This is a genomic window from Streptomyces cacaoi, assembly GCF_006539165.1.
Classification (GTDB): domain Bacteria; phylum Actinomycetota; class Actinomycetes; order Streptomycetales; family Streptomycetaceae; genus Streptomyces; species Streptomyces cacaoi.
On the sequence record NZ_BJMM01000002.1, the window covers coordinates 184,151 to 209,528 of the forward strand.

The 25,378-nt window shown below is 75.0% G+C and carries 21 protein-coding genes; 12 read left to right on the top strand and 9 right to left on the bottom strand.

The features are described 5' to 3' along the window. Positions 1-104 precede the first annotated feature (104 nt). The 3 genes from SCA03_RS01285 to SCA03_RS01295 form a co-directional block, all read right to left on the bottom strand. Positions 105-2,582: a GcvT family protein gene (locus SCA03_RS01285; protein WP_051856045.1), complete on the bottom strand. Its 2,478-nt coding sequence runs from the start codon at positions 2,580-2,582 to the stop codon at positions 105-107. 70 nt (positions 2,583-2,652) lie between these two features. Continuing rightward, entirely contained in the window at positions 2,653-3,738 is a 1,086-nt protein-coding gene (locus SCA03_RS01290) for an S-(hydroxymethyl)mycothiol dehydrogenase (RefSeq protein ID WP_030890513.1), read from the bottom strand. A gap of 225 nt (positions 3,739-3,963) precedes the next feature. Next, the gene (locus SCA03_RS01295; RefSeq protein WP_030878094.1) at positions 3,964-4,767 is read right to left on the bottom strand and encodes an IclR family transcriptional regulator; all 804 of its coding nucleotides are present in this window, start codon (positions 4,765-4,767) and stop codon (positions 3,964-3,966) included. Positions 4,768-5,045: 278 nt separating this feature from the next. Between SCA03_RS01295 and SCA03_RS01300 the strand changes: the two genes are divergently transcribed. The 8 genes from SCA03_RS01300 to SCA03_RS01335 all read left to right on the top strand — a co-directional run bounded on the left by SCA03_RS01300 (position 5,046) and on the right by SCA03_RS01335 (position 12,696). After that, positions 5,046-5,444: a bifunctional 3-phenylpropionate/cinnamic acid dioxygenase ferredoxin subunit gene (locus SCA03_RS01300; RefSeq protein ID WP_030878098.1), complete on the top strand. Its 399-nt coding sequence runs from the start codon at positions 5,046-5,048 to the stop codon at positions 5,442-5,444. Beyond that, on the top strand, positions 5,441-6,604 hold the full coding sequence (locus SCA03_RS01305) for an NAD(P)/FAD-dependent oxidoreductase (RefSeq protein ID WP_030878100.1): 1,164 nt from the start codon (positions 5,441-5,443) through the stop codon (positions 6,602-6,604). Before SCA03_RS01300 ends, SCA03_RS01305 begins: the two co-directional genes overlap by 4 nt. A gap of 110 nt (positions 6,605-6,714) precedes the next feature. Further along, positions 6,715-7,596 carry an FAD binding domain-containing protein gene (locus SCA03_RS01310; protein ID WP_063764675.1) on the top strand — a complete coding sequence of 294 codons (882 nt, stop codon included), beginning with the start codon at positions 6,715-6,717 and terminating at the stop codon, positions 7,594-7,596. Beyond that, positions 7,593-8,114, top strand: a complete 522-nt coding sequence (locus SCA03_RS01315; RefSeq protein ID WP_051846381.1) for a (2Fe-2S)-binding protein — start codon at positions 7,593-7,595, stop codon at positions 8,112-8,114. Before SCA03_RS01310 ends, SCA03_RS01315 begins: the two co-directional genes overlap by 4 nt. Beyond that, complete coding sequence (locus SCA03_RS01320) at positions 8,111-10,531, top strand: xanthine dehydrogenase family protein molybdopterin-binding subunit (RefSeq protein WP_086815445.1); 2,421 nt, start codon at positions 8,111-8,113, stop codon at positions 10,529-10,531. Before SCA03_RS01315 ends, SCA03_RS01320 begins: the two co-directional genes overlap by 4 nt. Positions 10,532-10,715: 184 nt before the next feature. After that, complete coding sequence (locus SCA03_RS01325; RefSeq protein ID WP_030878111.1) at positions 10,716-10,901, top strand: hypothetical protein; 186 nt, start codon at positions 10,716-10,718, stop codon at positions 10,899-10,901. Positions 10,902-10,939: 38 nt separating this feature from the next. Then, positions 10,940-11,656, top strand: coding sequence for an antibiotic biosynthesis monooxygenase family protein (locus tag SCA03_RS01330; RefSeq protein WP_086815444.1), 717 nt, complete (start codon positions 10,940-10,942; stop codon positions 11,654-11,656). Next, complete coding sequence (locus tag SCA03_RS01335; RefSeq protein ID WP_086815443.1) at positions 11,653-12,696, top strand: NAD(P)-dependent oxidoreductase; 1,044 nt, start codon at positions 11,653-11,655, stop codon at positions 12,694-12,696. The genes SCA03_RS01330 and SCA03_RS01335 overlap by 4 nt, the downstream gene beginning before the upstream one ends. Before the next feature lie 59 nt (positions 12,697-12,755). Here SCA03_RS01335 and SCA03_RS01340 read toward each other — a convergent pair whose 3' ends face one another. After that, the gene (locus SCA03_RS01340; RefSeq protein ID WP_051846378.1) at positions 12,756-14,255 is read right to left on the bottom strand and encodes an MFS transporter; all 1,500 of its coding nucleotides are present in this window, start codon (positions 14,253-14,255) and stop codon (positions 12,756-12,758) included. Between the two features lie 55 nt (positions 14,256-14,310). Between SCA03_RS01340 and soxR the strand changes: the two genes are divergently transcribed. After that, positions 14,311-14,769: a redox-sensitive transcriptional activator SoxR gene (gene soxR / locus SCA03_RS01345; RefSeq protein ID WP_030878123.1), complete on the top strand. Its 459-nt coding sequence runs from the start codon at positions 14,311-14,313 to the stop codon at positions 14,767-14,769. 235 nt (positions 14,770-15,004) lie between these two features. Then, on the top strand, positions 15,005-15,220 hold the full coding sequence (locus SCA03_RS01350; RefSeq protein WP_030878126.1) for a DUF2180 family protein: 216 nt from the start codon (positions 15,005-15,007) through the stop codon (positions 15,218-15,220). A gap of 9 nt (positions 15,221-15,229) precedes the next feature. Here SCA03_RS01350 and SCA03_RS01355 read toward each other — a convergent pair whose 3' ends face one another. Beyond that, positions 15,230-16,099, bottom strand: a complete 870-nt coding sequence (locus SCA03_RS01355; RefSeq protein ID WP_371863882.1) for a cytochrome c oxidase assembly protein — start codon at positions 16,097-16,099, stop codon at positions 15,230-15,232. Then, positions 16,096-16,656 (bottom strand): DUF2243 domain-containing protein, encoded by a 561-nt coding sequence (locus SCA03_RS01360; RefSeq protein WP_086815442.1) that lies wholly within the window; start codon positions 16,654-16,656, stop codon positions 16,096-16,098. The genes SCA03_RS01355 and SCA03_RS01360 overlap by 4 nt, the downstream gene beginning before the upstream one ends. Positions 16,657-17,152: 496 nt before the next feature. Here SCA03_RS01360 and SCA03_RS01365 point away from each other — a divergent pair, with 496 nt between their 5' ends. After that, positions 17,153-19,213, top strand: a complete 2,061-nt coding sequence (locus SCA03_RS01365) for a bifunctional aldolase/short-chain dehydrogenase (RefSeq protein ID WP_086815441.1) — start codon at positions 17,153-17,155, stop codon at positions 19,211-19,213. Between the two features lie 321 nt (positions 19,214-19,534). Here SCA03_RS01365 and SCA03_RS01370 read toward each other — a convergent pair whose 3' ends face one another. Continuing rightward, positions 19,535-21,103, bottom strand: coding sequence for an MFS transporter (locus tag SCA03_RS01370; RefSeq protein WP_086815440.1), 1,569 nt, complete (start codon positions 21,101-21,103; stop codon positions 19,535-19,537). A gap of 235 nt (positions 21,104-21,338) precedes the next feature. On the opposite strand from SCA03_RS01370, the gene SCA03_RS01375 reads away from it, so the two are divergent. After that, positions 21,339-21,995, top strand: coding sequence for a TetR/AcrR family transcriptional regulator (locus SCA03_RS01375; RefSeq protein WP_158102291.1), 657 nt, complete (start codon positions 21,339-21,341; stop codon positions 21,993-21,995). A gap of 131 nt (positions 21,996-22,126) precedes the next feature. On the opposite strand, the gene SCA03_RS01380 is transcribed toward SCA03_RS01375, so the two are convergent. Beyond that, positions 22,127-23,515 (bottom strand): amidase, encoded by a 1,389-nt coding sequence (locus tag SCA03_RS01380; protein ID WP_158102290.1) that lies wholly within the window; start codon positions 23,513-23,515, stop codon positions 22,127-22,129. Beyond that, the gene (gene asnB, locus SCA03_RS01385) at positions 23,512-25,368 is read right to left on the bottom strand and encodes an asparagine synthase (glutamine-hydrolyzing) (protein ID WP_030878155.1); all 1,857 of its coding nucleotides are present in this window, start codon (positions 25,366-25,368) and stop codon (positions 23,512-23,514) included. Before asnB ends, SCA03_RS01380 begins: the two co-directional genes overlap by 4 nt. Between the last annotated feature and the right edge of the window lie 10 nt (positions 25,369-25,378).

The following is a 25,378-nucleotide window of genomic DNA, read 5'->3' on the forward strand; positions in this document are numbered from 1 at the left end:
CGGCGCAGCGGGGTGCGCCCGCCCCGAAGAGGACGTGCCGGGGCGGCTCCCCGGCGGGGCCGCAGCGGGAGCGGCTCCGCCGGGGAGACCAGAGCGAGAGGCGGTCAGCAGCGGATACGGAGCATGTCCGGGTCGACGAGCGGCTCGGCCGCGACCGTCGCCGGGACCTTCTCACCGAAGTAGTCGATGTGCACCGGCGTACCCGGCACGGCGGCCGCGGCCGGCAGCCAGGCGTACGCCACGCAGCGCCCGACGGTGTAGCCGAAGGAGGCGCTGGTGACATGGCCGCCCACCGCGCCGTCCACCCACACCGGTTCGCCGCCCAGCACCACGGTGGCCGGATCGTCCAGGGTCAGACAGCCCAGCCTGCGCAGGGGCGCGCCCCGGGCCGCGAGCGCCGCACGCCCCACGAAATCGCCCTTGGCGGGCCGTACGGCGAAGCCGACGCCGGCCTCCTCGGGGGTGTCGTCGGCGGTCATGTCGGCGCCCCACGCCCGGTAGCCCTTCTCCAGCCGGAGGCTGTTGAAGGCGCTGCGCCCCGCCGCGACCACGCCGAGCCGCCGCCCCGCCTCCCACAGCGTGTCCCACAGCCGCAGCCCCAGGTCCGCCGTGGTGTACAGCTCCCAGCCCAGCTCGCCGACGTAGCTGACGCGCAGCGCGGTGACCGGTACCTCGCCGACATAGGTCTCGCGGCACCGGAAGTAGCCGAACGCCTTGTGCGAGAAGTCGGCGGGGGTGAGCGGCTGCACCAGCTCGCGGGCGAGCGGGCCCCACACGCCGACGCAGCACGTGCCGGCGGTGATGTCGCGCACCGAGACGCCGGGCGGTGCGTACCGCGCCAACCGGTCGGCGTCGGCGGGGGAGTTGGCGCCCAGCTGCCAGCGCTCCGGGCCGAGCCGGGCCGCCGTCAGATCGCTCAGCACGCCGCCCGACTCGTCGAGCAGCAGCGTGTAGGTGACCGCGCCCGGCTTCCTGGCCAGCTGGTTGCTGGTCATCCGCTGGAGGAACTCCAGCGAGCCGGGGCCCTCGACCGCCAGCCGGCGCAGCGGCGTCATGTCGTACAGCGCGACCCGCTCCCGGGTGGCCCGCGCCTCGGCCGCGGCGATCGGCGACCAGTACCGGGCCGACCACGCGTCCCGCGCGGGCAGCTCCAGCTCCTCGGCCAGCGGCGCGTTCGCCTCGTACCAGTGCGGCCGCTCCCAGCCGCCCGACTCCAGGAAGTACGCGCCCAGTTCGGTCTGCCGGCAGTGGAAGGGGCTGGTGCGCAGCGGCCGGGGCCGCTCGGGCGGCTGGAGCGGATGGACGATGTCGTACACCTCGACGAAGCTGCGCTCGCCGCGCTCGCGCACATACCCCGGAGAGCGCTGGGCCCCCTCGAAGCGCCGCAGATCGCACTCGTGCACGTCCACGGAGGTGCGCCCGTCGGTCATCCACTCCGCGACGGCACGCGCCGCGCCCGCCGAGTGGGTCACCCACACCGCCTCGGCCAGCCAGAAGCCGTGCAGCTGCGGGGAGTGGCCCAGCAGCGGCATGCCGTCGGGGGTGAAGGAGAAGACGCCGTTGAAGCCGTCCGCCACCCGGGAGCCGCCCAGCGCGGGCAGCATACGCACCGACTCGCGCCAGCTGTCGGCGAAGTCCTCCGCGGTGAACGCCAGCGAGGACGGCATGACCTCGGACTCGTCCCAGGAAGGCACCGTGTACGGGTCGACGGGCATCGGCCGGTGCGCGTAGGTCCCGATGCCGATCCGGCCCGGGGAGCCGTCCGCCGCGAGGTGTTCGCGGAAGTAGAGGTCGTGGTCCTGGTGGCGCAGGATCGGGCGGACCGCCTCGGTGTCCGGGCGGCCGCCGGAGAGCGCCGGCAGCGGCGCCGTGTGCGCGTACTGGTGCGCCAGCGGCAGCAGCGGCACCTCGACGCCCGCCATGGCGCCGATCACCGGGCCCCAGAAGCCGGCGGCGGAGACGACGTGGTCGGCGGGGAACGTGCCCCGGTCGGTGACCACGCCGGTGACGTGCCCGCCGGCCTGCTCGATGCCGGTGACGGTGTGCCGGTCACGGAACCGCGCACCGCGCCGCCGCGCCCGCTCGGTCTGCGCGTGGCAGGCCGCCACCGCCCGGGCGAGCCCGTCGCCCGGGGTGTGGAACCCGCCCAGGACCTGTTCGGCGTCCAGCATCGGGAACAGTTCGGCACAGCGGGCGGGGCCGACGAGTTCGCCGGGGATGCCCCAGGCCGCCGCCCAGCCGGCCTTGCGGTGCAGCTCCGACCAGCGCTCCTCGCTGCCGGCCACCTCCAGGCCGCCGACGGGCAGGAAGCAGGGACGGCCGGCCGCCCGGAGCCCGGTGAACTTCTCGACGGTGTAGGCCGCGTAGGCCGTCAGGGTGCGGGACGGGCCGGTGCGGAAGACCAGCCCGGGTGCGTGCGAGGTGGAGCCGCCGGGGGAGTCCAGCGGGCCCTGTTCGAGGACGGTGACGTCGCGCCAGCCGCGCTCGGTCAGTTCGTCGGCCAGTGCGCAGCCGACGATGCCGGCGCCGATGATCACCACACGTTCGGTCCGTACCGGCGCTCCGGAGGTCTTGGGGGTCACGGCTCTCCTCCGTTCACTTCTCCGCTCCGGCGGGGGTCCGGGGAGCTGACGGGGCGTGCGGGCAGGCGGGTCACAGGACCACCACCGAGCGCAGTACCTTGCCCCGCAGCATCCGCTCGAAGGCGGTCTCCACCTCGTCGAGCGCGATGGTCTCGGTGACGAAGGCGCCGAGGTCGAGTTTGCCGCTGAGGTAGAGGTCGATCAGCAGGGGGAAGTCGCGGCTGGGCAGACAGTCGCCGTACCAGGAGGACTTGAGGGCGCCGCCGCGGGAGAATACCTCCAGCAGCGGGAGTTCGACGGTCACGTCGGGGGAGGGCACCCCGGCGAGGACGAGGGTTCCCGCCAGGTCGCGCATGGCGAAGCCCTGCTGGTAGGTCTCCGGGCGGCCGACGGCCTCGATGACGAGGTCGGCGCCGTTGCCGCCGGTCAGCCTGCGCACCTCGGCGACGGGGTCGGTGCCCCGCGAGTTGACGCAGTGGGTGGCGCCGAACTGGGTGGCCGTGTCCAGCTTGGCGTCGTCGATGTCGACGGCGATGACCTTGCGGGCACCGGCGAGCGAGGCGGCGGCGATCGCCGCGTCGCCGACGCCGCCGCAGCCGATGACGGCGACGGTGTCGCCGCCGCCGACCCCGCCGGTGTGCACGGCCGCGCCGTAGCCGGCCATGACCCCGCAGCCGACGAGCCCGGCGGCCTCGGGCCGCGCCGCCGGGTCGACCCGTACCGCCTGGCCGGCGGCGACCAGCGTCTTCTCGGCGAAGGCGCCGATGCCGAGCGCCGGTGTCAGCGGGGTGCTGTCGGGCAGCGTCATGGGTCGGGCGGCGTTCTGCGAGTCGAAGCAGTACCACGGCCGCCCTCTGCGGCAGGAGCGGCAACTGCCGCAGGGCGCCCGCCAGGCGAGGACGACGAAGTCGCCGGGGCGCGGATCGGCGACGCCCTCGCCCACGGCCTCGACCACGCCGGCGGCCTCGTGTCCGAGCAGGAACGGGAAGCCGTCGCCGACGGCGCCTTCCCGGTAGTGCAGATCGGTGTGGCAGACGCCGCATGCCTGGACGGAGACGAGCACCTCTCCCGGGCCGGGGTCCGGCACCAGGACGGTCTGCACCTCCGCCGGGGCGTCCTTCTTCATCGCGATGACAGCGCGGACCTCGTGTGGCATTCCCAGACCTCGCAAGCTGTTGCGTAGTGCACGACTGGTTGCGCTATGGGAAACATAGTGAGAATGCCGCAGACCGCCGTCAAGAGATGACGATCAGTGGTTCCTGACGGGGTATCAGAAAAATTGTGCGGGCCCGGCCGGAGCCGGGCCCGCACAGCGGAACAGCGTTCGTGAGGTGCGCCTACGCGGGCTCAACAGCCCTGCGGCGCACGGGAGTTGTGGCGGTCAGTAGGCGTACCCCATCCGGCGCGACAGCTCCTGCGCCGCGGCCATCGTGCGCTTGGCGACCTCCTGGAGCCGCTCCTCCTCCAGCCGGTAGGACGGGCCCGAGACGCTGATCGCGCCGATCACCTTGCCGTCGTGGGCGCGCACCGGCGCCGCCACGGCGTGCAGACCGATCTCCAGCTCGTCCCTGGCGGTCGCGAACCCGTTGCGCACCACGACCTTCAGCTCCGACCGCAGCTCGGCGGGCGAGGTGACCGTGGCCTCCGTCAGCCGGGGCAGCTTGCGCGAAAGGGTGCTCTCCTGCACGGACTTGGGCTGGTGCGCCAGCAGCGCCTTGCCGCTCGACGTGGCGTGCAGCGGCGTGCGCCGGCCCAGCCAGTTCTGCGCCGTCACCGAGGAGGAACCGCGCGCCTGCATGATGTTGACCGCGGCGTCGTCGTCCAGGACCGCGATGTTCGCCGTCTCGCCCGCGTCCTCCGCCAGATCGCGGCAGACCGGGGCGCCCTCCTGCGAGATGTCCAGCCGGGAGGCCGCAGCTCCCGCCAGTCTCAGCACGCCGGGGCCGAGATAGTACTTGCCGCGCTCCTGCTCCTGTGTGACCAGACCCCTGGCCTCCAGGACGCCCAGGAGGCGGAACGCCGTCGACTTGTGCACGGCCAGTTCGTCGGCGATCTCCGTGACGCCCGCCTCGCCGTGCCGCGCGAGGATCTCCAACACGCTCACGGCGCGGTCCACCGACTGGACCGAGCCCGCCGCGCCCTTCGACTGCCTGCCCGCTGTGGTGTCCTCCGTCTTGTCCGTCATCTGCTCAACGTCACCGCCTGGTGGCCTGATCGTGGTTCACGGTTCCCGGCGCACGGCTGTGCGCTGCACTCACCAAAGTGCCAACGGGGCGTCTTCGGCAAGCGCTTGACGTGACGCCTTCCCGCTTGGATTCTGTTGCGCATCACGCGGCATCGTGCGCGATACGGAACTCGGATAGTAGCGAACAGTCTTCCGGCACCCTCCGGCCCGGCCCCTCGGACCCTGGTCCGGGCCGGTTCGGAGCCGACCCTGGCAACCCGCACGTGAGGTGATTCACCGTGATGATCGTCTGCCGCCTTGAGGACCTGCCTCCAGGGGAATCCGTCCGCCTCGACCTCGACCCTCCCATCGCTGTCTTCAACGCCGACGGCGAGCTGTACGCGGTCGACGACACCTGCACCCATCAGGACGCCTCGCTCTCCGAGGGCTGGCTGGAGGGCTGTCTGATCGAATGCCCGCTGCACGCGGCTTCATTCGACCTGCGCACGGGCAGGCCGACCTGCCTGCCGGCCCGCCGGGCGCTGCGCACCCACACGGTCAGCGTGCTCGACGGCGTCGTGTACGTGCACGTCGACGCCCACGAGAGCACCGCCCCCGCTCCCGCCGGACTCACAACCGGCCCCGGAGCGACCGTTGTTCAGGCCGCAGCGGCGGCCGGAGAGGAGACCGCAGCATGAGGACCATCACCGTGATCGGCGCCTCGCTCGCCGGCCTGTACGCCGCCATGGCCCTGCGCGAGCACGGCTACGACGGCCGGCTGGTGATCGTCGGAGCCGAACACCACAGGCCCTACGACCGCCCGCCGTTGTCCAAGGAGTTCCTCACCGGAGCCGTCACCGCCGACCGGCTCGCGCTCGCCGACGCGGAGGAGATCGCCGAGCTGGACGGCGACTGGCTGCTGGGCACCCGCGCCGAGGGGCTCGACCCGCCCGACCGCGCCGTCGTGCTGGAGGGCGGACGCCGGGTGCGGACCGACGGCGTCGTCCTGGCCACCGGGGCGGTGCCCCGTACCCTGCCCGGCGAACCGCTCGCCGGCGTGCACACCCTGCGCACCCTGGACGACGCGATGGCGCTGCGCGGGGAGCTGAGCAGGGGGCAGGTCCGCGTCGTGGTCGTCGGCGCCGGGTTCATCGGGGCCGAGGTCGCCTCCTCCTGCGCGACCCTCGGCCACCACGTCACCGTCGTCGAGGCCGCGCAGCAGCCCCTGCTGGACCGACTCGGGCCGCGGATGGCCGGGTTCTGCGCCGACCTGCACACCGACCACGGCGTCGCGCTGCTCACCGGCACCGGGGTGCGGGCCCTGCACGGCGATGCGCACGGCCGTGTCGCCTGGGTGGAGCTGGCCGACGGGCGGCACGTACCGGCCGACGTCGTCGTCACCGGGATCGGCGTACGGCCCGCGACCGACTGGCTGGCCGGATCAGGGCTGCCGCTGGACGACGGGGTCGTCTGCGACGCGGGCGGTGTCACGCCGGTGCCCACCGTCGTGGCCGCCGGCGACGTGGCCCGCAGCGCGGGTGTGCGGAGCGAGCACTGGACCAGCGCCATGGAACAGCCCGCCGTCGCCACCCGCAACCTGCTGGCCGGGACGAGCGTCGAACGCTGCACCTCGCAGCCCTACTTCTGGTCCGACCAGTACGGCATCCGCCTCCAACTGGCCGGACGGCCCGGGCCCGAGGACACGGTCCGGATGGTCGAAGGGGCCCCGGAGGACCGCAACTTCCTCGCGGTCTACGAGCGGGACGGCGCGACCACCGCCGTCCTCGCCGCCAACCGGCCCCGCCCCTTCGCCCGGCTGCGCCGCGAACTGAGCCGCGACCCGCTCGCCGCGGTCTGAACCGCCCCGACGGGCTGCGGCAGGACACCCGCCCGCAGGGCCGGGCGGCGGTCTTGCCCGGCGGACCCTCCCCGCGGAGGCTGTGCGTGAGCCTGCGGAAGGGGTCGGTCGTGAAGCCTCCCGTCTTCGAGTACATGGCGCCCGCCACGGTCGAGGAGACCGTGCGGGCGCTGGCGCGGCACGGGGCCCGGGCGGCGCCGCTCGCCGGAGGGCAGAGCCTGGTGCCGCTGCTCAACCGGCGCCGCGTGCGCCCCGATGTCGTCGTCGACCTGGGCCGGGTGGCGGGCCTGGACACCGTGCGCGTGGCGGACGGCGCCGTGCGCATCGGCGCGCTCGCCCGGCTGCGGACACTGGAGCGGCACGAGACGCTCGGCGCGGCGCTGCCCGTGCTGCGGCAGACCGTGCGGCTCGTCGCACACCCCCAGATACGCACCCGGGCCACGCTCGGCGGATCCCTGTGCCACGCCGACCCCGCCGCCGAACTGCCCGCACTCGCGGTCGCGCTCGGCGCGCGGCTGCGCCTGGCCGGCGCCGGTGGCGAACGCGAGCTGGACGCCGAGGAGTTCTTCCGGCCCGGCCGCACCGCACGCCGGCCCGGTGAACTGCTGACGGAGATCACCCTGCCGCTCCGGGACGGTTTCACCCACCGGTTCGTGGAGATACCCCGGCACGCGCACGGCGGCCTGCCGCTCGTCGGTGTCTGCGCGGGGACGCGCCGGGAAGCGGACGGCACCGTCACCGCCGCACGGATCGCCGCGGCCGGCGCCGCCGACCGCCCGCTGCGTCTGCGCGGGGCCGAACGCGCCCTCACCGGCGGCCCGTTGACCGAGGAGGCGGTGGCCCGCGCGCTGGACGCCGCCGCGTCCGCCGCCGCCCCGCCGGCCGACCCGCACGGCGATGCCGCCTACCGCACCGCGCTGCTGCGCACGGCGCTGCGCCGCGCCCTCGCCGCCGCCCCGCACCCCGGCACCGACCCGAAGGAGCGCGCATGACCACGGCAGCCCGCCGGACAGTCACCCTCACCGTCAACGGCGCCGCACGCTCGGCCCCGGCCGAGGACCGCACCCTGCTCAGCGACTTCCTGCGGCACACCCTCCGGCTCACCGGGACCCATGTGGGCTGCGAGGAGGGCGTGTGCGGCGCCTGCACCGTCCTGCTCGACGGCGAACCCGTCCGCTCCTGCCTGCTGCTCGCCGTCCAGGCACAGGGCCGCACCGTGGAGACGGTCGAGGGGCTCGCGGACGACGGCCGACTCAACGCGCTGCAACGCACGTTGAAGGAGACGCACGGACTCCAGTGCGGCTTCTGCACCCCGGGCGTCCTGATGAGCCTCACCGCGGCCGAACGCGAAGGGCTCGACGAGGAGGAGACCGCGGGCCAGGTCCTGGCCGGGCACCGCTGCCGCTGCACCGGCTACGCCGGGATCCGCGCCGCCGTCGCCGCCCGGCACCGCGCCCCCGGGGGCCCACGGCAGGCGCCCCGCGGCGGAGGAGCGGAGGCCGCCGGATGACCGCCGCACCGGCCGGCCCCGGGCCGGACGACACCACCGCACGGCCCGACGCCCCGCAGCAGCCCACCGGCGGACCCATCGGCCGCTCCGTGCCCCGGCTGCACGACGACCGGCTGCTGCGCGGCCAGGGGCGGTTCACCGACGACATCGACGACGGCACCGCGCTGCACGCCGTCGTCCTGCGCAGCCCCGTCGCACACGGCAGGCTCACCCGCTTCGACGCCGGCGCCGCACGCGCCGACGGCCGGGCCGTGCTCGTCCTCGGCCCCGACGAGATCGCCCGGCACACCCGGCCCCTGCCCACCGTCTGGCGCATCCGGGGACAGCGGCAGGACACCATCGAACTCGCCCCGCGCACCGTGCGGTACGCGGGACAGCCCGTCGGGCTCGTCGTCGCCGCCGGCCGCGCCGAGGCCGAGGACGTGGCCGAACTCGTCGAGACGGGCTACGAGCCGCTGCCCGCCGTCGTCGGGACCGACGCCGCGCTCGCCGACGGCGCGCCCCTCGTCCACCCCGAGTACGGCGGCAACACCGCCGGCAGCGCCCGCTTCGGCGACTCGGAGGACGAGGTCGAGCGTGCCCTCGCCGGTGCCGCACACGTCGTCACCCGGGAACTGGGCGTCCAGCGCGTCGCCTACACCTCGCTGGAGACCCGCGCGCTCCTCGCCGAGTGGACCCCCGGCACCGAACAGCTGACGGTGTGGGCCGGCACCCAGGTGCCCCACCCGTTCCGCTACGGACTGGCCCGCGCCCTGCGGCTGCGCGTCGACCAGGTCCGGGTGGCCGTGCCCGACCTGGGCGGCGCCTTCGGCGGCAAGACGGTGCTGCACGCGGACGAGACCCTCGTCTGCCTCGCCGCCCGGCTGCTGGGGCGCCGCGTCGCCTGGACCGAGGACCGCGCCGAGGCGCTGACGGCGAGCTACCAGGGCCGGGGCATGAGCGCCACCGCGCGCCTCGGCCTGGACGCCGACGGCCGCTTCGTGGCGCTGGACGCGCACATCACCGGGGACGTCGGCGCGTTCGTCTCCCAGGCCGGCACCGGGCCCTTCCAGGTCGCGGCGCAGGCGATCGAGGGCCCGTACCGCTTCGGCCGGGCCGGTGCGAGCGTCCGCGCCGTGTGGACCAACGCCGTGCCCACCGGCGCCTACCGCGGCTACGGGATGCAGGAGGCGTGCTGGATACGGGAGCGGCTCGTCGCCGAGGCCGCCCGCGAACTGGGCCTGCCGGCGGCCGAGTTGCGGCGCCGGAACCTCATAGGGCCCGAGGAACTCCCGTACACCACCCGGACCTTCTCCACCTACGACACCGGCGACTACCCCCGTGCCCTGCACAGCGCCGAACAGGCCGTCGCGGACGCCCCGCGGGTGCGCGAGGGCCGGATCCGGCGCGGTGCGGCGGCCGTTCCGAGCATCGAGGCCACCGGGTACGGGCCCACCTCGCTGCTGGAGGCGGCCGGAATGGAGGCCGGCGGCTGGGAGAGCGGGCGGATCCGGGTCAACGAGGACGGCACGGTCACGGTCTTCGCCGGCGTCGTCGCCATGGGCCAGGGCATCGAGACGGCGCTCGCCCAGATCGTCGCCGACCGCCTCGGCGTCCCGCTCGGGCTCGTCGCCGTCCGCCTGGGCGACACCGACACCACCCCGCGCTCGGAGTTCTCCTCCCAGGCCAGCCGCTCCGTCGTCGTCGCGGGCGGCGCCCTGATGCGGGCCGGCGCCCGCATGCGGGAGCGGATGCACGCGCTGGCGGCGAGCCTGCTGGAGACCTCGGCCGAGGACGTCCGGCTGGACGTGGAGGGGGAGGACGAGCCGGTCTTCCGGGCCGCCAAGACCTCCCGCACGGCGACCTGGGCCCAGGTCGCCCACCGCGGCTGGCTGGGCTGGGGCAGGCCCGACCCGGACCGCATCGTGCTGGAGGAGACCGTCGACTTCGACCCGCCGGGGCTCACCTACGCCTACGCGGCGCACGCCGCGGCCGTCGCCGTCGACCTGGACACCGGCCAGATCACCGTCGAGGGCTACTGGGCCTTCTCGGACAGCGGCCCCCTCGTCAACCCGATGATCGCCGAGGGGCAGATCGCCGGTGCCGTCGCACAGGGCCTCGGTATCGCGCTGACCGAGGAGGCCGCCCTGGACCCGTCGACCGGGCTGCCGCTGACCACCTCGCTGCGCGACTACGAACTGCCCGCCCCCGCCACCGTCCCGACGGCGCTGCACCTCAGCCACACCAGCACCCCCGGAACCGTGGCCCCCGGCGGATTCAAGGGCCTGGGCGAGGGAGGCATGCTGCCCGCCCCGGTGGTGGTGGCCAACGCCGTCGCCGACGCCGTGCCCGAGATCGCCCGCCGGCTGGAGCGCACCCCGCTGAGCCCCTACCGGGTGTGGACGATGCTGCGCGACGCCGGCCTCGCCACCGGCTGACCCGCGACCGGAGGCCGATTGGGGACTTCCAGCGGTGCCGGGCCCCGGATTTCGGCCCGCGCCGCCTCGCAGGTCCCCACAAGCAGTTCAATGAAACGATGGAAGGGAAGGCGCCCGCAGGGCCGGCCGGCAGGCCCGCGGTGCGCCGTACCGTTCCGACTTTCCATCCAGCAGGGAGCAACGGATGAGGTTCCGGCTCGACATCGATATGACGGACATGACGGAGGAGGGCCAGGCGGCCCGGGAGATCGGCCGCGCTCTGCGGTACTGGGGCGGAAATCTGCACCACTTCGCCCTGGAGCCGGGAGACGGCAGTACCATCACCGACTCCGCGCACCGGGAGATCGGCAACTGGCGCGTCGTCGACTGACACCGGGCGCCCGCGCTTCCCGGAGGAAGGAGCAGCACATGAACACCGACGGGGTGTCCCTGCCGGACCCGGCCGACCCCCGCTGCGACGGCGCCCTGTTCGGGCTGTGGCGGCTGTCCTCCGGGGAGCACGCGCACGCGGCGGCCGAGGCCGTACGCACCGTCTGGGCCGCACGCCCGTGGCCCTCCGAGCGGCTGCTGAGCTACAGCGTCCTCGTCGACACCGAGGGCACGACCCTGCTGCACTGCTCGCAGGTCACCGAACTCCGGGCGCCCGGCGCCGCGTTGAGCCGCGAGCAGGCGGCGGAACGCTCCACCGCGGTGGACGCGCTCGTACCCGGCATCGAACGGCTCGGCGTGATCGGCGCCCGGCGCCACCGCAGCAGCACCCCGCCGGGCCCGCGCGACGCGAGCAGGGTCGGCTGCGTCGTCCTCGTCACCCGGGAGTTGGCCCCGGCGGACGCCGACGGCGCCCGCGCCCTGGTGGACACCCTCTTCGCGAGCGGCGCCGGGGCCCCGCTCGCGCCCGGCCTGATCGGCGCGCACTTCCACATCTCGCCGGACGGCGGACACGTGCTCAACTACGCGGAGTGGACCGACGAGCAGGCCCACCGGGCGGCGGTCGGGGCACCGCCGCGGGACAACGCGGACTGGGAGCGGGCGCACGCCTGGCCCGGCCTGGTGCGCAGCGGGTTCCAGCGCTTCCGGCCGGTGCTGACCCTGCTGCCCGGAACGCGGGAGGGCGGCGCGGAATGACGGCGGTGCCGGACCCGCGGCGGATCGGCGCCCTGCTGCGGGACGCCTCCGTCACGGTCGACGCGGACCTGCCGGCGCAGGTCCGCGTCGAGGTGGCCCGGATCGCCGGCCGCCCGCCGGGCGCGGGCACGGGCCCGCGGGTGCACGTCGGGCCCGCGCTGCCCGCGGACGCCGGGCCGCGCCGACTGCTGTGGATGCACAGCACCAACGCGGGCGTGGACGGGCTGCTGCGCGCGTGCGGGCCCGCCGGCTGGCCGGCCGGAACGCTGCTGACCCGCACGGTCGGGCGGATGGGCGAGCGCATCGGCCAGTACGTGCTCGGGTGGGTGCTGGCCGACTGCCAGGACGTCGTCGGCTTCCTGCACCAGCACGAGGCCCGGGTCTGGCAGCGGCGGCCCGCCCGCCTCGCCGCGGGCGAGCGTGCCGTCGTCTTCGGGACCGGCGGCATCGGAACGGCGATCGGCCGTGCCCTGCGGGCCGTCGGCGTCCGCACCGTCGGGGTGGCACGCACCCCGCGCCCGGCCGACGGCGGTGACGGCCGCGGCGGGTCCGGCGGGTCCGGCGGGTCCGACGGGTGCGGCGGGTTTGACGGGGTCGTCACGCTCGACGCCGTGCTGCGCGAGGCCGCCCGGCCCGCGGGCGAGGCCGGGGAGACGGCCCGAGTCCTCGCGGGCGCACGCTGGTTGGTCAACGCGCTGCCGCTCACACCCGCCACCGAACGGCTCCTCGGCGCCGAGCTGTTCGCGGCCGCCGGGGGAGCGGCACTGATCAACGTCGGCCGGGGCGCGACCGTCGACACCGACGCGCTCGCCGCCGCCCTCGCCTCCGGCACGCTGCGCGGCGCCGTGCTCGACGTCCTGCCCGAGGAGCCGGCACCGCCCGAGTCCGCCGTCTGGGACCTGCCCCGGACGGTGATCACCTCGCACTCGTCGGGGCCCACCACCGAGGCGGACATCGTCGCCGACTTCCGCACCGCCTGGACGTGCCTGACGGCCGGAGAGCTGCCGCCGCTCACGGTCCGGCCCGACGCCGGGTACTGACCTCCGGGCCGGTGCGTCCTCCGCGTGGCCCGGGGCGCGGCCGTGTCCCCGCCCCGCCGTCACGGCGCGGGCGCCGGCGGGCCCGCCGCCGTCCCGCCCGGCACCGCGTCCGCCGTGCGCCGCCACGCCGCCGTACCGCGCCACACGCACCAGGCCCCGAGCACCCCGGCCAGCCCGATCCCGCACAGCGACAGCCGCGCCTGACCGGCCGTGTCCGGACCGCCGAGGCGGACGAGCACACCGGCCACCGCCGAGCCGACGGCGTTCGCGACCAGTTGCACGGTGTTGATCGCCGCGGCGGCGGTCTCGCCCTCCTCCTCCGAGGCACCGCCGCCCATCACCCGCGTCGCCAGATGCGGCCAGGCGATGCCGATACCCGCGCCGCCCACCAGCAGCGCGCACACCCAGCCGAGCACCGCGCCGCCGCCCATGCCGTGCCCCGCCCACAGCCCCGCCGCCAGGAAACCGGCCGTCACCAGCAGCGGAGCGGCCGAGGCGACGACGCTGCGGACGGCCGGGCGGGCCAGGACGGCGCTGGGGATCTCGCCCAGCGTCCAGCCCAGCGCGATCGCCGCGCCGGCGAACCCCGCGAGCAGCGGCGCCAGTCCGGCCAGCCGCTGGCCGAACAGCGGGACGAACGCCTCGATCTGGGAGGCGACGGCCAGCAGGGCGATGCCCGCGTAGCACCAGGGGAGCGGCGATCGCAGCCGGAAGGCGGAGCGCGGCAGGACGCGCCCGCCGCGCCGCCGGTCGTGGGCGAGGGCGAGGACCAGCACCACCGCGGCCGCCGGCAGCAGCACGGCCGGCGCCCCGCCGGAGCCGAGGACGTTCCCCAGCGCGACGAGCAGCACCCCGGCGAGCAGCAGGCCGACGGTCAGCGGCGCGGCCGCGGGCGGCACCCCGGCCCCTGCCCCGTCCGCGCCCGCGGCCCGGGCCGCCGGGACGGCGAGCGGAACCACCGCGCCGACCAGCGCCGTCGCGGCGAGCAGCGCCCACAGCGCCCCGCGCCACAGGTCGAACTGTGCGAACGCGCCGCCCACGGCCGGGCCCAGAAAGGTGCCCAGCCCCCACATCCCGGAGACCAGCGCCGTGCCCAGCGGCCACAGCCGCTCCGGCAGCAGCGAGCGGATCAGCGCGTACCCGAGCCCGGACAGCAGCCCGCCGCCCAGCCCCTGGACGAACCGCCCGGCCAGCAGGACCGGCATGGCGGGCGCCAGCGCGCACACCGCCGTGCCCACGGCGAAGGAGCCGAGGGCCGCGAAGTAGGCGCCCCGGGCGCCGAGCCGCGGCAGCAGGGTGCTCACCAGCGACGAGGAGATCACCGAGGCCAGCAGGAAGACGGTCGTCACCCACGCGTAGAACCGGTCGCCGCCGATGTCGGCCACCGCGCCGGGCAGCAGACTCGTCATCAAGAACACGTTCGTCGCGTACAGGCCCACACCGCCGGCGAGGACGACGGCGGCCTTGCGGTGGCGTGCGCCCAGCAGCTCGCCCCAACTCCCGTGCGGGCGCGGGGAATCGGGCGGGGGAGAGGTGTGCAGGTCGGAACCCTTGGTCATGCCGTGACGCTAGAACCTCAGGCGCACATGAGGTCAACCGCGTATCGTCGCGCGCATGCCGCACCCGCAGTCGATGCTCACCGTCGGTGAGGTGGCACGCCGCTCCGGCGCCACGGTCGCCGCCCTCCACCACTACGAGTCCCTGGGACTGCTCACCCCGCACCGCACCGCGGGCAACCAGCGCCGCTATCCGCGGCACATGCTGCGCCGGGTCGCGCTGATCCGGATGGCGGCCGGCGTCGGCATTCCGCTGGCCGACATCGGCGAGGCCATGGCCGGGCTGCCGCAGGACCGGGCGCCCGACCGCGCCGAGTGGCAGCGGATCACCGGGCTGTGGCGGGAGGCCATCGACGAGCGGATCGCGACGCTCCAGCAGCTGCGCAGCCAGTTCGTCGAGTGCATCGGCTGCGGCTGTCTGTCGATGACGCGCTGCTCCATCGTCAACCCGGACGACCGGCTCGCGCCCGCCACCGCTGCCGCCGCCCCGCCCCGCCGGGCACGGCGCCGCGGATAGCGCCCGGCCCGGCTGCCCGGCCTCCCCGCTTCCCGGGCACCCCGCTTCCCGGCTTCCCGCTTCCCGGCCTCCGGGCGTCCCGGCCACCGGCAGGAGAGCCGGGAGGTGCGGCCGGCCCTCTCGCGGGGTACCCGGGGCGTGTCCGGGCCGCACCATCCCGCGGCCCGGGCCGCCGACCAGCCGGAACGCCGCGCAGTCCGGGACGGGCACCGGCCGTCCAGGAGAGAGGCGGAGCATGCACTGCTACGACTGCCACCAGGAAGGCAAGGAGACGACGGCGCTCGCCGTGTGCCGGGACTGCGGTGCCGGGGTCTGCTCCCGGCACCTGCGCCCGGACCCGGAGCCGGTGCGGCGCTCCACCAGCTCCGGGCAGGTCTGGTCGGGCCAGGAGTCGCGGCGCATGATCTGCGAGACGTGCCACCGGACCTATCTGAACGAACGCGGGGCGTGACGGCGCCGCTCAGCCGGCCGGCGCCGGCCGCTCGCGCGGCGCCGCCCGCCGGGCGGGCACCGCCCCGGCGGGTGCCTTCCTGACCGGCCGCCAGGTGGCCACCAAGGCCGCGGCGAGCAGGAGTTCGGCGATGTCGCCGCCGTAGTACATGAGCTGCGCCGCGTCCCGCACCTCGTCGACGGGCACGTGCACCCCGATGAGGAAACCGCCGTACAGCATCTGGGAGACCGTCGCGTGCGCCGCGACCGCGACGCCCAGCAGCACCAGGCGGGCCGGGACGGAGGGCCGCGACGGCGCCGGGTCGGGCCCCGCGACGACCCAGGCGAACAGCCAGCCGGCCAGCAGGAAGTGCGCGTGCAGCGCCGGATGCCCCCAGGGCTGCGCCGTGAGGACGCCGTACAGCGGAGTGAAGTACAGCAGCGCCAGCGTGCCCGTGCTCAGTGCCAGCGCCGTCACCGGGTGTGCGAGCAGCCGGACGGGGCGGGAGCGCAGCAGACGCGTCAGCCGACGGGCCCGGTGGCTCGGTACGGCCCGCAGCAGCAGCGTGACCGGCGCCCCCAGCACCAGACCGAGCGGGGCGTACATCCCGATCAGCATGTGCTGGGCCATGTGCGCGCGGAAGTCGCCGTGCGCCGCCGGGCCGAGCGGCGGCAGCAGCGCGAGGGCCGCGAGCGCGCAGCCGGCCAGGAAGCTCACCGTGCGGGCGGTGTGCGGCGGCCGCCCGGGGTCCTTGCGGCGGCACCGGTGCACGAGCAGCAGATACCCGGCGGCCAGGAACAGCAGCGGCAGGGCCGGCAGCACGGCCGCCGCGAACCCCGCGGCCCCCGAGCCGCCCGGGTCCGGGTGCGTTCCGTGGTGGTGGCCTCCGGCGCCGGTCACGACCACGCACCGCTGCCGGGCACGGGCATGTCCAGGGCGCGGGTCCGGCCGCCGCGCTGGAGCAGGTACCCGACCGCCATCAGCAGGACGCCCACCACGAGGAAGCCGGTGTCCCACCACACCTGGTACGGGCCGTCGTGCACATGGTGGATACCGAGGATCTGGTGGTCGAGCAGCCCCTCGACGAGGTTGAACAGGCCCCAGCCGGCCACGATCCAGCCCCACAGCACCCGCGAGGTCCACACCCGGCGGCGGCCGTGCGTGACCCGTGAGTACAGCAGCGCCAGGCCCAGCAGGACGGCGAGCCAGCACACGGCGTGGAAGATCCCGTCCCACACGGTGTTCATCTCCAGGCCGGAGACGCTGTGCGGCGAGTAGTACTTGACGCCGATGCGGTCGGTGTTGGTGCTGCTGAGCATGTGGTGCCACTGGAGCAGCTGGTGCAGCAGGATCCCGTCGACGAAGCCGCCGAGCCCCACCCCCAGCACGATGCCCGGCGCGGTGATCCGGTTCGGGGGGACCTCCGTCCCCGTCGGCCCCGTGGTGGTCGCGGTCATCGCTTCTCCCTTCCGAGACGGTGCGTGCGCGGCGCGCGCACCGGACGGCACGGGGTTCCCCCTCGGCGTGCCCGGCTCACCGGCCGGGCGGCATTTCCGCCGTCCGGCCCAGACGCACCACGGGGCACGCGCCGTCCGGCCCGGCGGTCCGCCCCGAAGGGGCCGGCGGCGCCGTGTGAAAGGTTTCAGCCGGGCGGTCACGGCCCCGGCTCGGCGGCCGCCCTTGACGCGCGCGGGCCCCGCGGCCAGGGTTTGATTCGTTTCAACCGACGGGAACCGTACGGCGGTTCGCGCCTCGCAGGACGGATCAGCCCCGGCGGCGTCCGTGCGACGGCTCCCGGGACCGGCGGCCGGGCCGCCGCGCCGGTGCCGCGCCCGCACGCCGCCGCCCGCACACGGGGCCCGTCGCCGTGCCCGGTGCGGGCCCGCCGTGGAAGGCCGCCGCGCGGGTGGCCGCCCCGTCGGCCACCGGCCACCGAGCAAAGGACAGGAAGCCATGCAGCCCTCCCCTTCCCGGCCCGGCACCCAGCCCCCCGTCGCGGACCTCCTCGCCCGCTCGCACACCCTGGGAGCCGACCCGCGCAACACCAACTACGCGGGCGGCAACGCCTCCGCCAAGGGCAGCGCCGACGACCCCGTCACGGGCCGGCCCGTCGAGCTGATGTGGGTCAAGGGCTCCGGCGGCGACCTCGGCACGCTCACCGAGGAGGGGCTCGCCGTGCTGCGGCTCGACCGGCTGCGTGCCCTGACCGGCGTCTACCCCGGACCCGAACGCGAGGACGAGATGGTCGCCGCCCTCGACCACTGCCTGTACGGCAGGGGCGGCGCCGCGCCCTCCATCGACACCGCCATGCACGGTCTGCTGGACGCGCCGCACGTCGACCATCTGCACCCCGACTCGGGCATCGCGCTGGCCTGCGCCGCCGACGGCGAACAGCTCACCCGGGAGTGCTTCGGCGACGCCGTCGTCTGGGTGCCCTGGCGCCGCCCCGGCTTCCAACTCGGCCTGGACATCGCCGCGATCCGGCGGGCCCACCCGGAGGCCGTCGGCGTCGTGCTCGGTGGGCACGGCATCACCGCCTGGGGCGCGACCTCGCAGGAGTGCGAGCGCAACTCGCTGTGGATGATCCGCACCGCGGAGAGGTTCCTCGCCGAGCGCGGCACCGCCGAGCCCTTCGGCCCGCCGCTGGACGGCTACGCGCCGCTGCCCGAGGCCGAACGCCGCTCCCGCGCCGCCGCGTTGGCGCCCGTCGTGCGCGGCCTGGCCGCCACCGACGCCCCGCGGGTCGGCCACTTCACGGACGCCGCGCCCCTGCTGGACTTCCTCGCCCGCGCCGAGCACCCCCGGCTGGCCGCGCTCGGCACCTCCTGCCCGGACCACTTCCTGCGCACCAAGATCCGGCCGCTGGTGCTGGACCTGCCGCCGACCGCCCCGCTCGACCGGGCCGTGGCCCGGCTGACGGAGCTGCACGCCGCCTACCGGGCCGAGTACGCCGCCTACTACGACCGGCACGCCGACGCCGACTCGCCGCCGATGCGCGGCGCCGACCCGGCGATCGTGCTGGTGCCCGGCGTGGGCATGTTCTCCTTCGGCAGGGACAAGCAGACGGCGCGCGTGGCCGGGGAGTTCTATCTGAACGCCGTCAACGTGATGCGTGGCGCGGAGGCCGTATCCTCCTATGCGCCGATCGACGAGGCGGAGAAGTTCCGCATCGAGTACTGGGCGCTGGAGGAGGCCAAGCTGCGGCGCATGCCGCGGCCCCGGCCGCTGGCGGCCCGGATCGCCCTGGTGACGGGCGCCGCCTCCGGCATCGGGCGGGCCGTCGCCCGGCGGCTGAGTGCGGAGGGCGCCTGCGTCGTCGTCGCCGACCGCAACGCGCGGGACGCGGCGGCGGTGGCCGCGGAACTGGGCGGGCCGGACAAGGCGGTCGCCGTCACCGTGGACGTCACGCGCGAGGAACAGATCGAGGCGGCGTTCGCCGAGGCGTGCCGGGCCTTCGGCGGCGTCGATCTCGTCGTCAACAACGCCGGACTGTCGCTGTCCAAACCCCTGCTGGAGACCACGGCGGCCGACTGGGACCTCCAGCACGACGTGATGGCCCGCGGCTCCTTCCTCGTCGCGCGGGAGGCGGCGCGGGTGATGCGCGCCCAGGGCCTGGGCGGCGATCTCGTCTACGTCGCCTCGAAGAACGCCGTCTTCGCCGGCCCCGAGAACATCGCCTACTCCGCGACCAAGGCCGACCAGGCCCACCAAGTGCGGCTGCTGGCGGCGGAGTTGGGCGGGGACGGCATACGCGTCAACGGGGTCAACCCGGACGGGGTCGTGCGCGGCTCGGGAATCTTCGCCGGTGGCTGGGGCGCACAGCGTGCCGCGGTCTACGGCGTGCCGGAGGAGAAGCTCGGCGAGTTCTACGCACAGCGCACGCTGTTGAAGCGGGAGGTGCTGCCGGAGCATGTGGCCGCCGCGGTCTTCGCCCTCACCGGCGGCGATCTGTCACGCACCACCGGGCTGCTCGTGCCCGTGGACGCGGGCGTACCGGCGGCCTTCCTGCGCTGAGCACGGCCCGAGCCGAGCACGGCCCGAGCTGAACACGCCCCGAGCCGAGCACGGCTTGAGCCGGTCGCTGCCCGCGTCCCGGTGCGGTGTGCGCCCGGCACGCCCGTCGCCGCACACGATCCGTGCCCGGCGACCGGTGTGCCGGGCCGCCGGGCGCCGCAGAACCCTCCCGAGGCCCGCGCCCCGCCGCCTCCCGCCGGGCACCCTCCGCGTCGTCCGCCGTCCGCGTCGTACGGGCGGTGCCGGTGGCGCGGGCGCCGGACCACCCGCCGTGCGCCCGCGCCACCCGCGCGAGGCGGACGTCGTGCCGTACCGGGACGGTCAGACGGCCTCCGGCTCCGCTCCCGCCGCGGCCCCCCGCTCGTCCTGGGCGACCGTGCCCCGGGCCCGCACCGTGCACACCCCGACCACGGCGCCGAACACCGCGGTGGCCGCCGCCGCCAGGAACGCCAGATGCAGCCCGTGCGAGAACGCCAGCGACGAGATGCGCTCCAGCGTCGAGGTGGCCACCCCGGTGCCGTCCGGCAGCTTCTGGTGCGCCAGCGCGTCCACGACCCTCTCCCGTACCCGCTCGGGCAGCACGGCGGCCTCCTCCTGGAGCTTGCGGGTGACGCCGGACGCCTGGACGGTGCCCAGCACCGCGATACCGAAGACGAGGCCGAACTGCTGGGCCGATTCCACCGTCGCCGAGCCGGCGCCGGAGCGCTCGGTCGACACCTGGGAGAGCGCGGCGGAGTTCGTCGCCGGGATCGAGGCGCTCACGCCCAGCCCGAAGAGCGCGAGCATCCACCACGTCCAGGCGTAGGAGGAGTCCGCGTCGAGCGTGGCCAGCAGGAACAGGCCGGCGGCGGAGAGCGTCAGCCCGCCGAGCATCGGCCAGCGCGGCCCGGCCTTGCCGATCAGCCGGCCCGCGAGCGGCGAGCCGACGACCATGGCCAGCGCCGCCGGCACGAACGCGAAGCCCGTCGCCACCTCCGAATAGCCCTGCACCTGCTGGAACCACAGCGAGAGGAAGAAGAACAGCGAGGAGAGCGCGAAGCCGACCACGAAGGCGACGACGATGGCACCGGAGAAGGTGCCGCTGCGGAACAGCCGGACCGGCAGCATCCGGTGCTCACCGCGCTGCTCGACGGTGATGAACGCGGCGAAGGCCACCACGGCGAGCGCCCCCGCACCGAGCACGGCCGGGCTCGTCCAGCCCAGGCTGCCGCCCTCGATCAGCGCGAACGCGAGCGCGGTGGACCACACCAGGCCGAGCACCAGACCGGGGACGTCCAGCCGCTGCCCGGCCAGCGAGGGCAGCGGGCGCGGCAGGGCGCGGGCGCCGAGGACGAGCGCGATCACGCCCAGCGGCAGGTTGACGGCGAACACCGCGGGCCAGCCGACGGTGCCGACCAGCCAGCCGCCCAGCACGGGCCCGGCCGCGACGGCCACCCCGTTGAGGCTGGACCAGGCGCCGATCACCTTGGCGCGCGCCCCGGCGTCGGGGAACGCGTGCACGATCAACGAGAGGCTGCCCGGCACGAGTACGGCCGCCGCGAGCCCCTGCACCGCCCGGCCGATCAGCAGCACCGGAAGCGACGGGGCGAAGGTGCACAGCGCCGCGCCGGCGACGAACAGCACCATGCTCCCCATGAAGCTCTTGCGCTGGCCGAAGCGGTCGCCGAGCAGCCCGCCGATCAGCAGGAGTCCGGCGAAGGCGAGGGTGTAGGAGTCGATGACCCACTGGAGCCCGGAGAGCCCGGTGCCCAGGTCGCTGCCGATCGCCGGCAGCGCCACGTTGACCACCGACAGATCGAGCATCGCCAGAAAGACCGCGATGAACAACGTGACGACGGTGGCTGCCTGATTGCCCCGTTCCCCTGTGCTCGTGACGGATTCGGCAGTCATGCGGTTCTACCCGTTTCTCTCGTGGCTGGGTCACGGGACGCACGGCACCGTCCTCCGCCGCGCGGCGGCGCGCTGCCGGGCAGCCCCTTCGCAAGGCGCCGCGTGGGCGACGGCTCCAGGGATGCGTACGGTGTACACCATGTCCGAGGCTCGCCGTGTTCCCACGGGCCTGTCAAATCCCCCTCGTCACCTCCGGTCAATTCCGGTCAGCACCGCCGTTTGCCATACTGCGAGCGTGAACACACCTGCTCAGCGCCTCCCTTGGAAGACCCTCAACCGACGGGTGGTCATCGACCAGGCCATGCGCGTCGTCGAGACCGAGGGCATCGACAAGCTGTCCATGCGGCGGGTCGCCGAGCAGCTCGGGGCCTCGCCGATGTCGCTGTACCGGCACGTGGCCAGCAAGAAGGAACTGCTCGGCGCCCTCGCCGAAGAGGTCATGGCCGATCTGCGGCCGCCCGGCGGCGACCGCTCCCCGCGCGCCCGGGTGCTGGCCGCGCTGGAGCACGCCCGCGAGGCGATGTCCCGGCACCCCTGGCTGCTGCCGGTGCTGCTCGCCCAGGACCCGCCGCCGGTCCGGCGCCCGTGGCTGACCGAGCACGTGCTGGACGCGCTGCTGGAGGCCGGTCTCGACGAGAGCGCCGCCGTGTGCGCCTACCGCAGCCTGTGGCAGTACGTGACCGGCCATCTGCTCAACGCCGGGCGTGAGGACGCCTGGCGTGAGCGTGCGGCCTCCGCGCACACCTCCGACGAACTCGCCACGGAGCTGGAGCCGTTCCCCGTCCTGCGGCACGCCCTGCCCCGGCTCGCCTCGCTGGATGTGCACGAGCAATTCACCGCGGGCCTGGAGGCCCAGCTCGACGGCTTCCTGGCCACCGCGGAGCGGGCCTAGGACCCGCCCGGCCCCAAAACCGGCCCGAGCACCGCCACGGCGGACCGGCTGCGGCCCCGGTTCCGGCCCCGGCCGCCCCCCGTGCGGTCGGGACCGGAACCGTGGTCCTTCTCCTCCTCCCCGGATCCGGGTCACCCGTCGGCTTCCGCCTCGGGGTCGTCCGGTGGCGCCAGCAGGCCCTCGGCCCGCTCGGCCAGCGCCAGCAGTTCGTCGTCCTCGCCCCAGTGGCCCACGAGTTGCATCCCCACGGGCAGCCCCGCCCCGTCCGTGCCGCACGGCAGGGACAGGGCCGGCAGCCCCGTCAGCGACGCGGGCAGGATCAGCGGCGCGAACGCCTGGGTGAGGTCCCAGGTGGTGCCGTCCGGCCAGTGGAAGACGGGCGTGCCGGCCGGCGGGGCCGTGACGGGCAGGGTCGGAAGGACGAGGCCGTCCAGGCCGTGCCGGGTGAACAGCTCGGCGTAGGCGGTGCGCAGCGCATCCTTCTCCCGCAGCGTGGCGGCCAGTTCGCCCGCCGGGAAGGCGGCGGCGTGCTCCAGCAGCAGCCGCACGTCCTTCGTGTAGGAGTCCGCGTGCTTGTCGACCAGGTCGGCGTGCACCCGGGCCAGTTCGGGCAGCGACACCCGCACGTACAGCTCGAACTGCTCGTTCCAGCCGGGGAGTTCGACCGGCTCCAGGGTCACGCCCGGCGCCGCGCGCAGCGCCGCCAGCCCCTCGGCGAGCGCGGCGGCCACACCCGGCTGGACGTAGCCGGAGAACAGCGCCTCCGGGACCCCCAGCACGCACGGCCCCTTCCGCAGTCCGGCACGGCGCGGCCGGAACGGTTCCAGGGTGAGCGGGTCGAGCGGGTCGGGGCCGCGCACCGCGTCCAGCAGCAGCCGCACGTCCCGCACGTGCCGGCCGAGGAGTCCCACATGGTCCAGCGAGGGGCTGGCCGGGAACATCCCGTACCGGCTGACCAGCCCGTAGGTGGGTTTGAAGCCCACGACACCGCACAGCGCGGCGGGGATGCGCACCGAGCCGCCGGTGTCGCTGCCCAGCGCGGCCCGGCACACCCCGGCGGCCACGGCGGCGGCCGAACCGCCGGAGGAGCCGCCGGGCAGATGGCCGGGGTGCCGGGGGTTGCGGGTCGGGGTGTTGACCACGCCGCAGCCGAACTCGTGCATCCGGGTCTTCCCGAACGGCAGCGCGCCCGCCGCGCGCAGCCGGGCCACCACCGTCGCGTCGGTGCGGGGGACGTTGCCCTCCAGCACCCGGGAGCTGCAACTGGTGCGCTCCCCGGCGGTGTCGAAGATGTCCTTCACCGCCACCGGGGCGCCCCACAAGCCCCCGCGAGGGGCGCCCCGGCGGTCGATCGCCTGTGCCCGGCGCAGCACGAGCGAGCTCTCCAGCGTTTCGAAGGCGTGCACGAGCGGCTCGGTGGCCTCGTACCGCTCCAGCGCGGCACGGGCCAGCACGCTCGCGCCCGCCGGGCCGCGCGGCCCGGCGGCGGTGCCCGGTGGTCCGCTTCTCGCGGAGGTCACAGCGCCACCTCGACGTCGTACATCCGCATCCAGTCGTCCAGCTGCACGACCATCTCCAGGCTGGAGCGGTTCGCCTGCTCGGCGGCGGGCCCCTCGGGGTCGTCGAGATAGCGCTGCGTCAGCTCGGTGTCGAGCAGTTCGCGGACCGGCGAGTCGGACGAGCGCAGGATGCCGGCGACCTTGGTACGCAGCCGCGCCGCGTATGCGGGGTCCACTGCCACCGGGTAGCCGGCCTTCTCGCGGTCGCGCACCGAGGGCGGCAGCAGATCCGCCGTGGCGGCCCGCAGCAGGCTCTTCTCCCGGCCGTCGAACGTCTTCATCGCCCAGGGGATGTTGAACACGTACTCCACCAGCCGGTGGTCGCAGAACGGCACCCGTCCCTCCAGGGAGGCGCCCATGCCCATCCGGTCCTTGCGGTCGAGGATGATCTGGAGGTACCGGGTGAGGTTGAAGTACGTGATCTCCCGCATCCTGCGGTCCAGGGGCGCCTCGCCGTCGAGCACCGGCACCTCGGCGAGCGCCTCGCTGTACCGGTCCTGCTCGTAGCTGCGCAGATCGAGCTTGGCCTGGAGATCGGGCGCCAGGAGCCCGGCCGACCAGATGGTGTTGGCGCCCGGCATCCGCCGGCTGGCCTCCACCCACGGCAGCATCGCGGTGTCCCGGTAGTGCTGGTCGTGGAACCAGCCGTAACCGCCGAACATCTCGTCCGAGGCGTCACCGGTCAGCGCCGCGGTGCAGCCCTCGCGGACGCCCCGGCTGAGCACGTACAGCGAGGTGTACAGATCGCCCAGCGGCGTGGGCAGATCGCGGGCGCTCAGCGCCGCCCGCCGGTTCTCCTCGCTCATCAGGTCCTCGGGCCCGACCATCACGGTCGTATGGGTGGTGCCCAGATGCCTGACCATCTCCTGGACGAACGGCTCGTCCATGGTGTTGCGCACGCCGTCGCCCTTGAAGTGCTCGGCGTGGTCCTTGAAGTCGACGGAGAAGGTGAGCAGTTCGTCCTGCTGCCGGCGCTTGAGCGCGCGGGAGGCGAGGGCGGTGATGACGCTGGAGTCCAGCCCGCCGGACAGGAAGCAGCCCAGCGGGACGTCGGCGACGACCTGGCGGTCGACGGTGTCCTCCAGGATCTCCCGGATGGTGGAGATCGTGGTGTCGAGGTCGTCGGTGTGCTCGCGGGCCGGCAGGGACCAGTACCGGTGCAGCTTGGTGCCCGCGCGGGAGCTGCACAGCATGGTGCCGGGCGGGAGCTCGCGGATACCGCGGTAGACGGCCTCGCCCGGGGTCTTGACCAGGGTGAGGGCCTCGCGCAGCCCCTCCACGTCGACGGTCGCGCGCACCTGCGGGTGGGCCAGGATCGCCTTCGACTCCGAGCCGAAGATCACCGAGTCGTCGCGCACCAGGTAGTGCAGCGGGTAGATGCCGAACCGGTCGCGGATGAGCGTGAGTTCGTCGACCCGGGCGTCCCAGACGGCGAAGGCGAACATGCCGTTGAAGCGGCGGGCGCAGTCCCTGCCCCACTCCAGGTAGGACCGGAGCACCACCTCGGTGTCGCTGGCGGTGCCGAAGCGGTGGCCGAGCTGCACCAGTTCCTCGCGGAGCTCCACGAAGTTGAACAGCTCACCGGTGTAGGCGAGGACCACCGGACCGTCGTCGCTCGGGTGCACCATCGGCTGGACGCCGCCGGGGAGGTCGACGACCGACAGACGGCGCACACCCAGTCCGGCGTGGCCGCCGGTCCACACGTCGGAGGCGTCGGGGCCGCGGCGGTCCATCGTGTCGGTCATGGCACGCAGCAGCCGACGCTGCTCGGTCAGGTCGCGACGGAGGTCGATCCAGCCGGCTATTCCACACATGTGAGGTCCT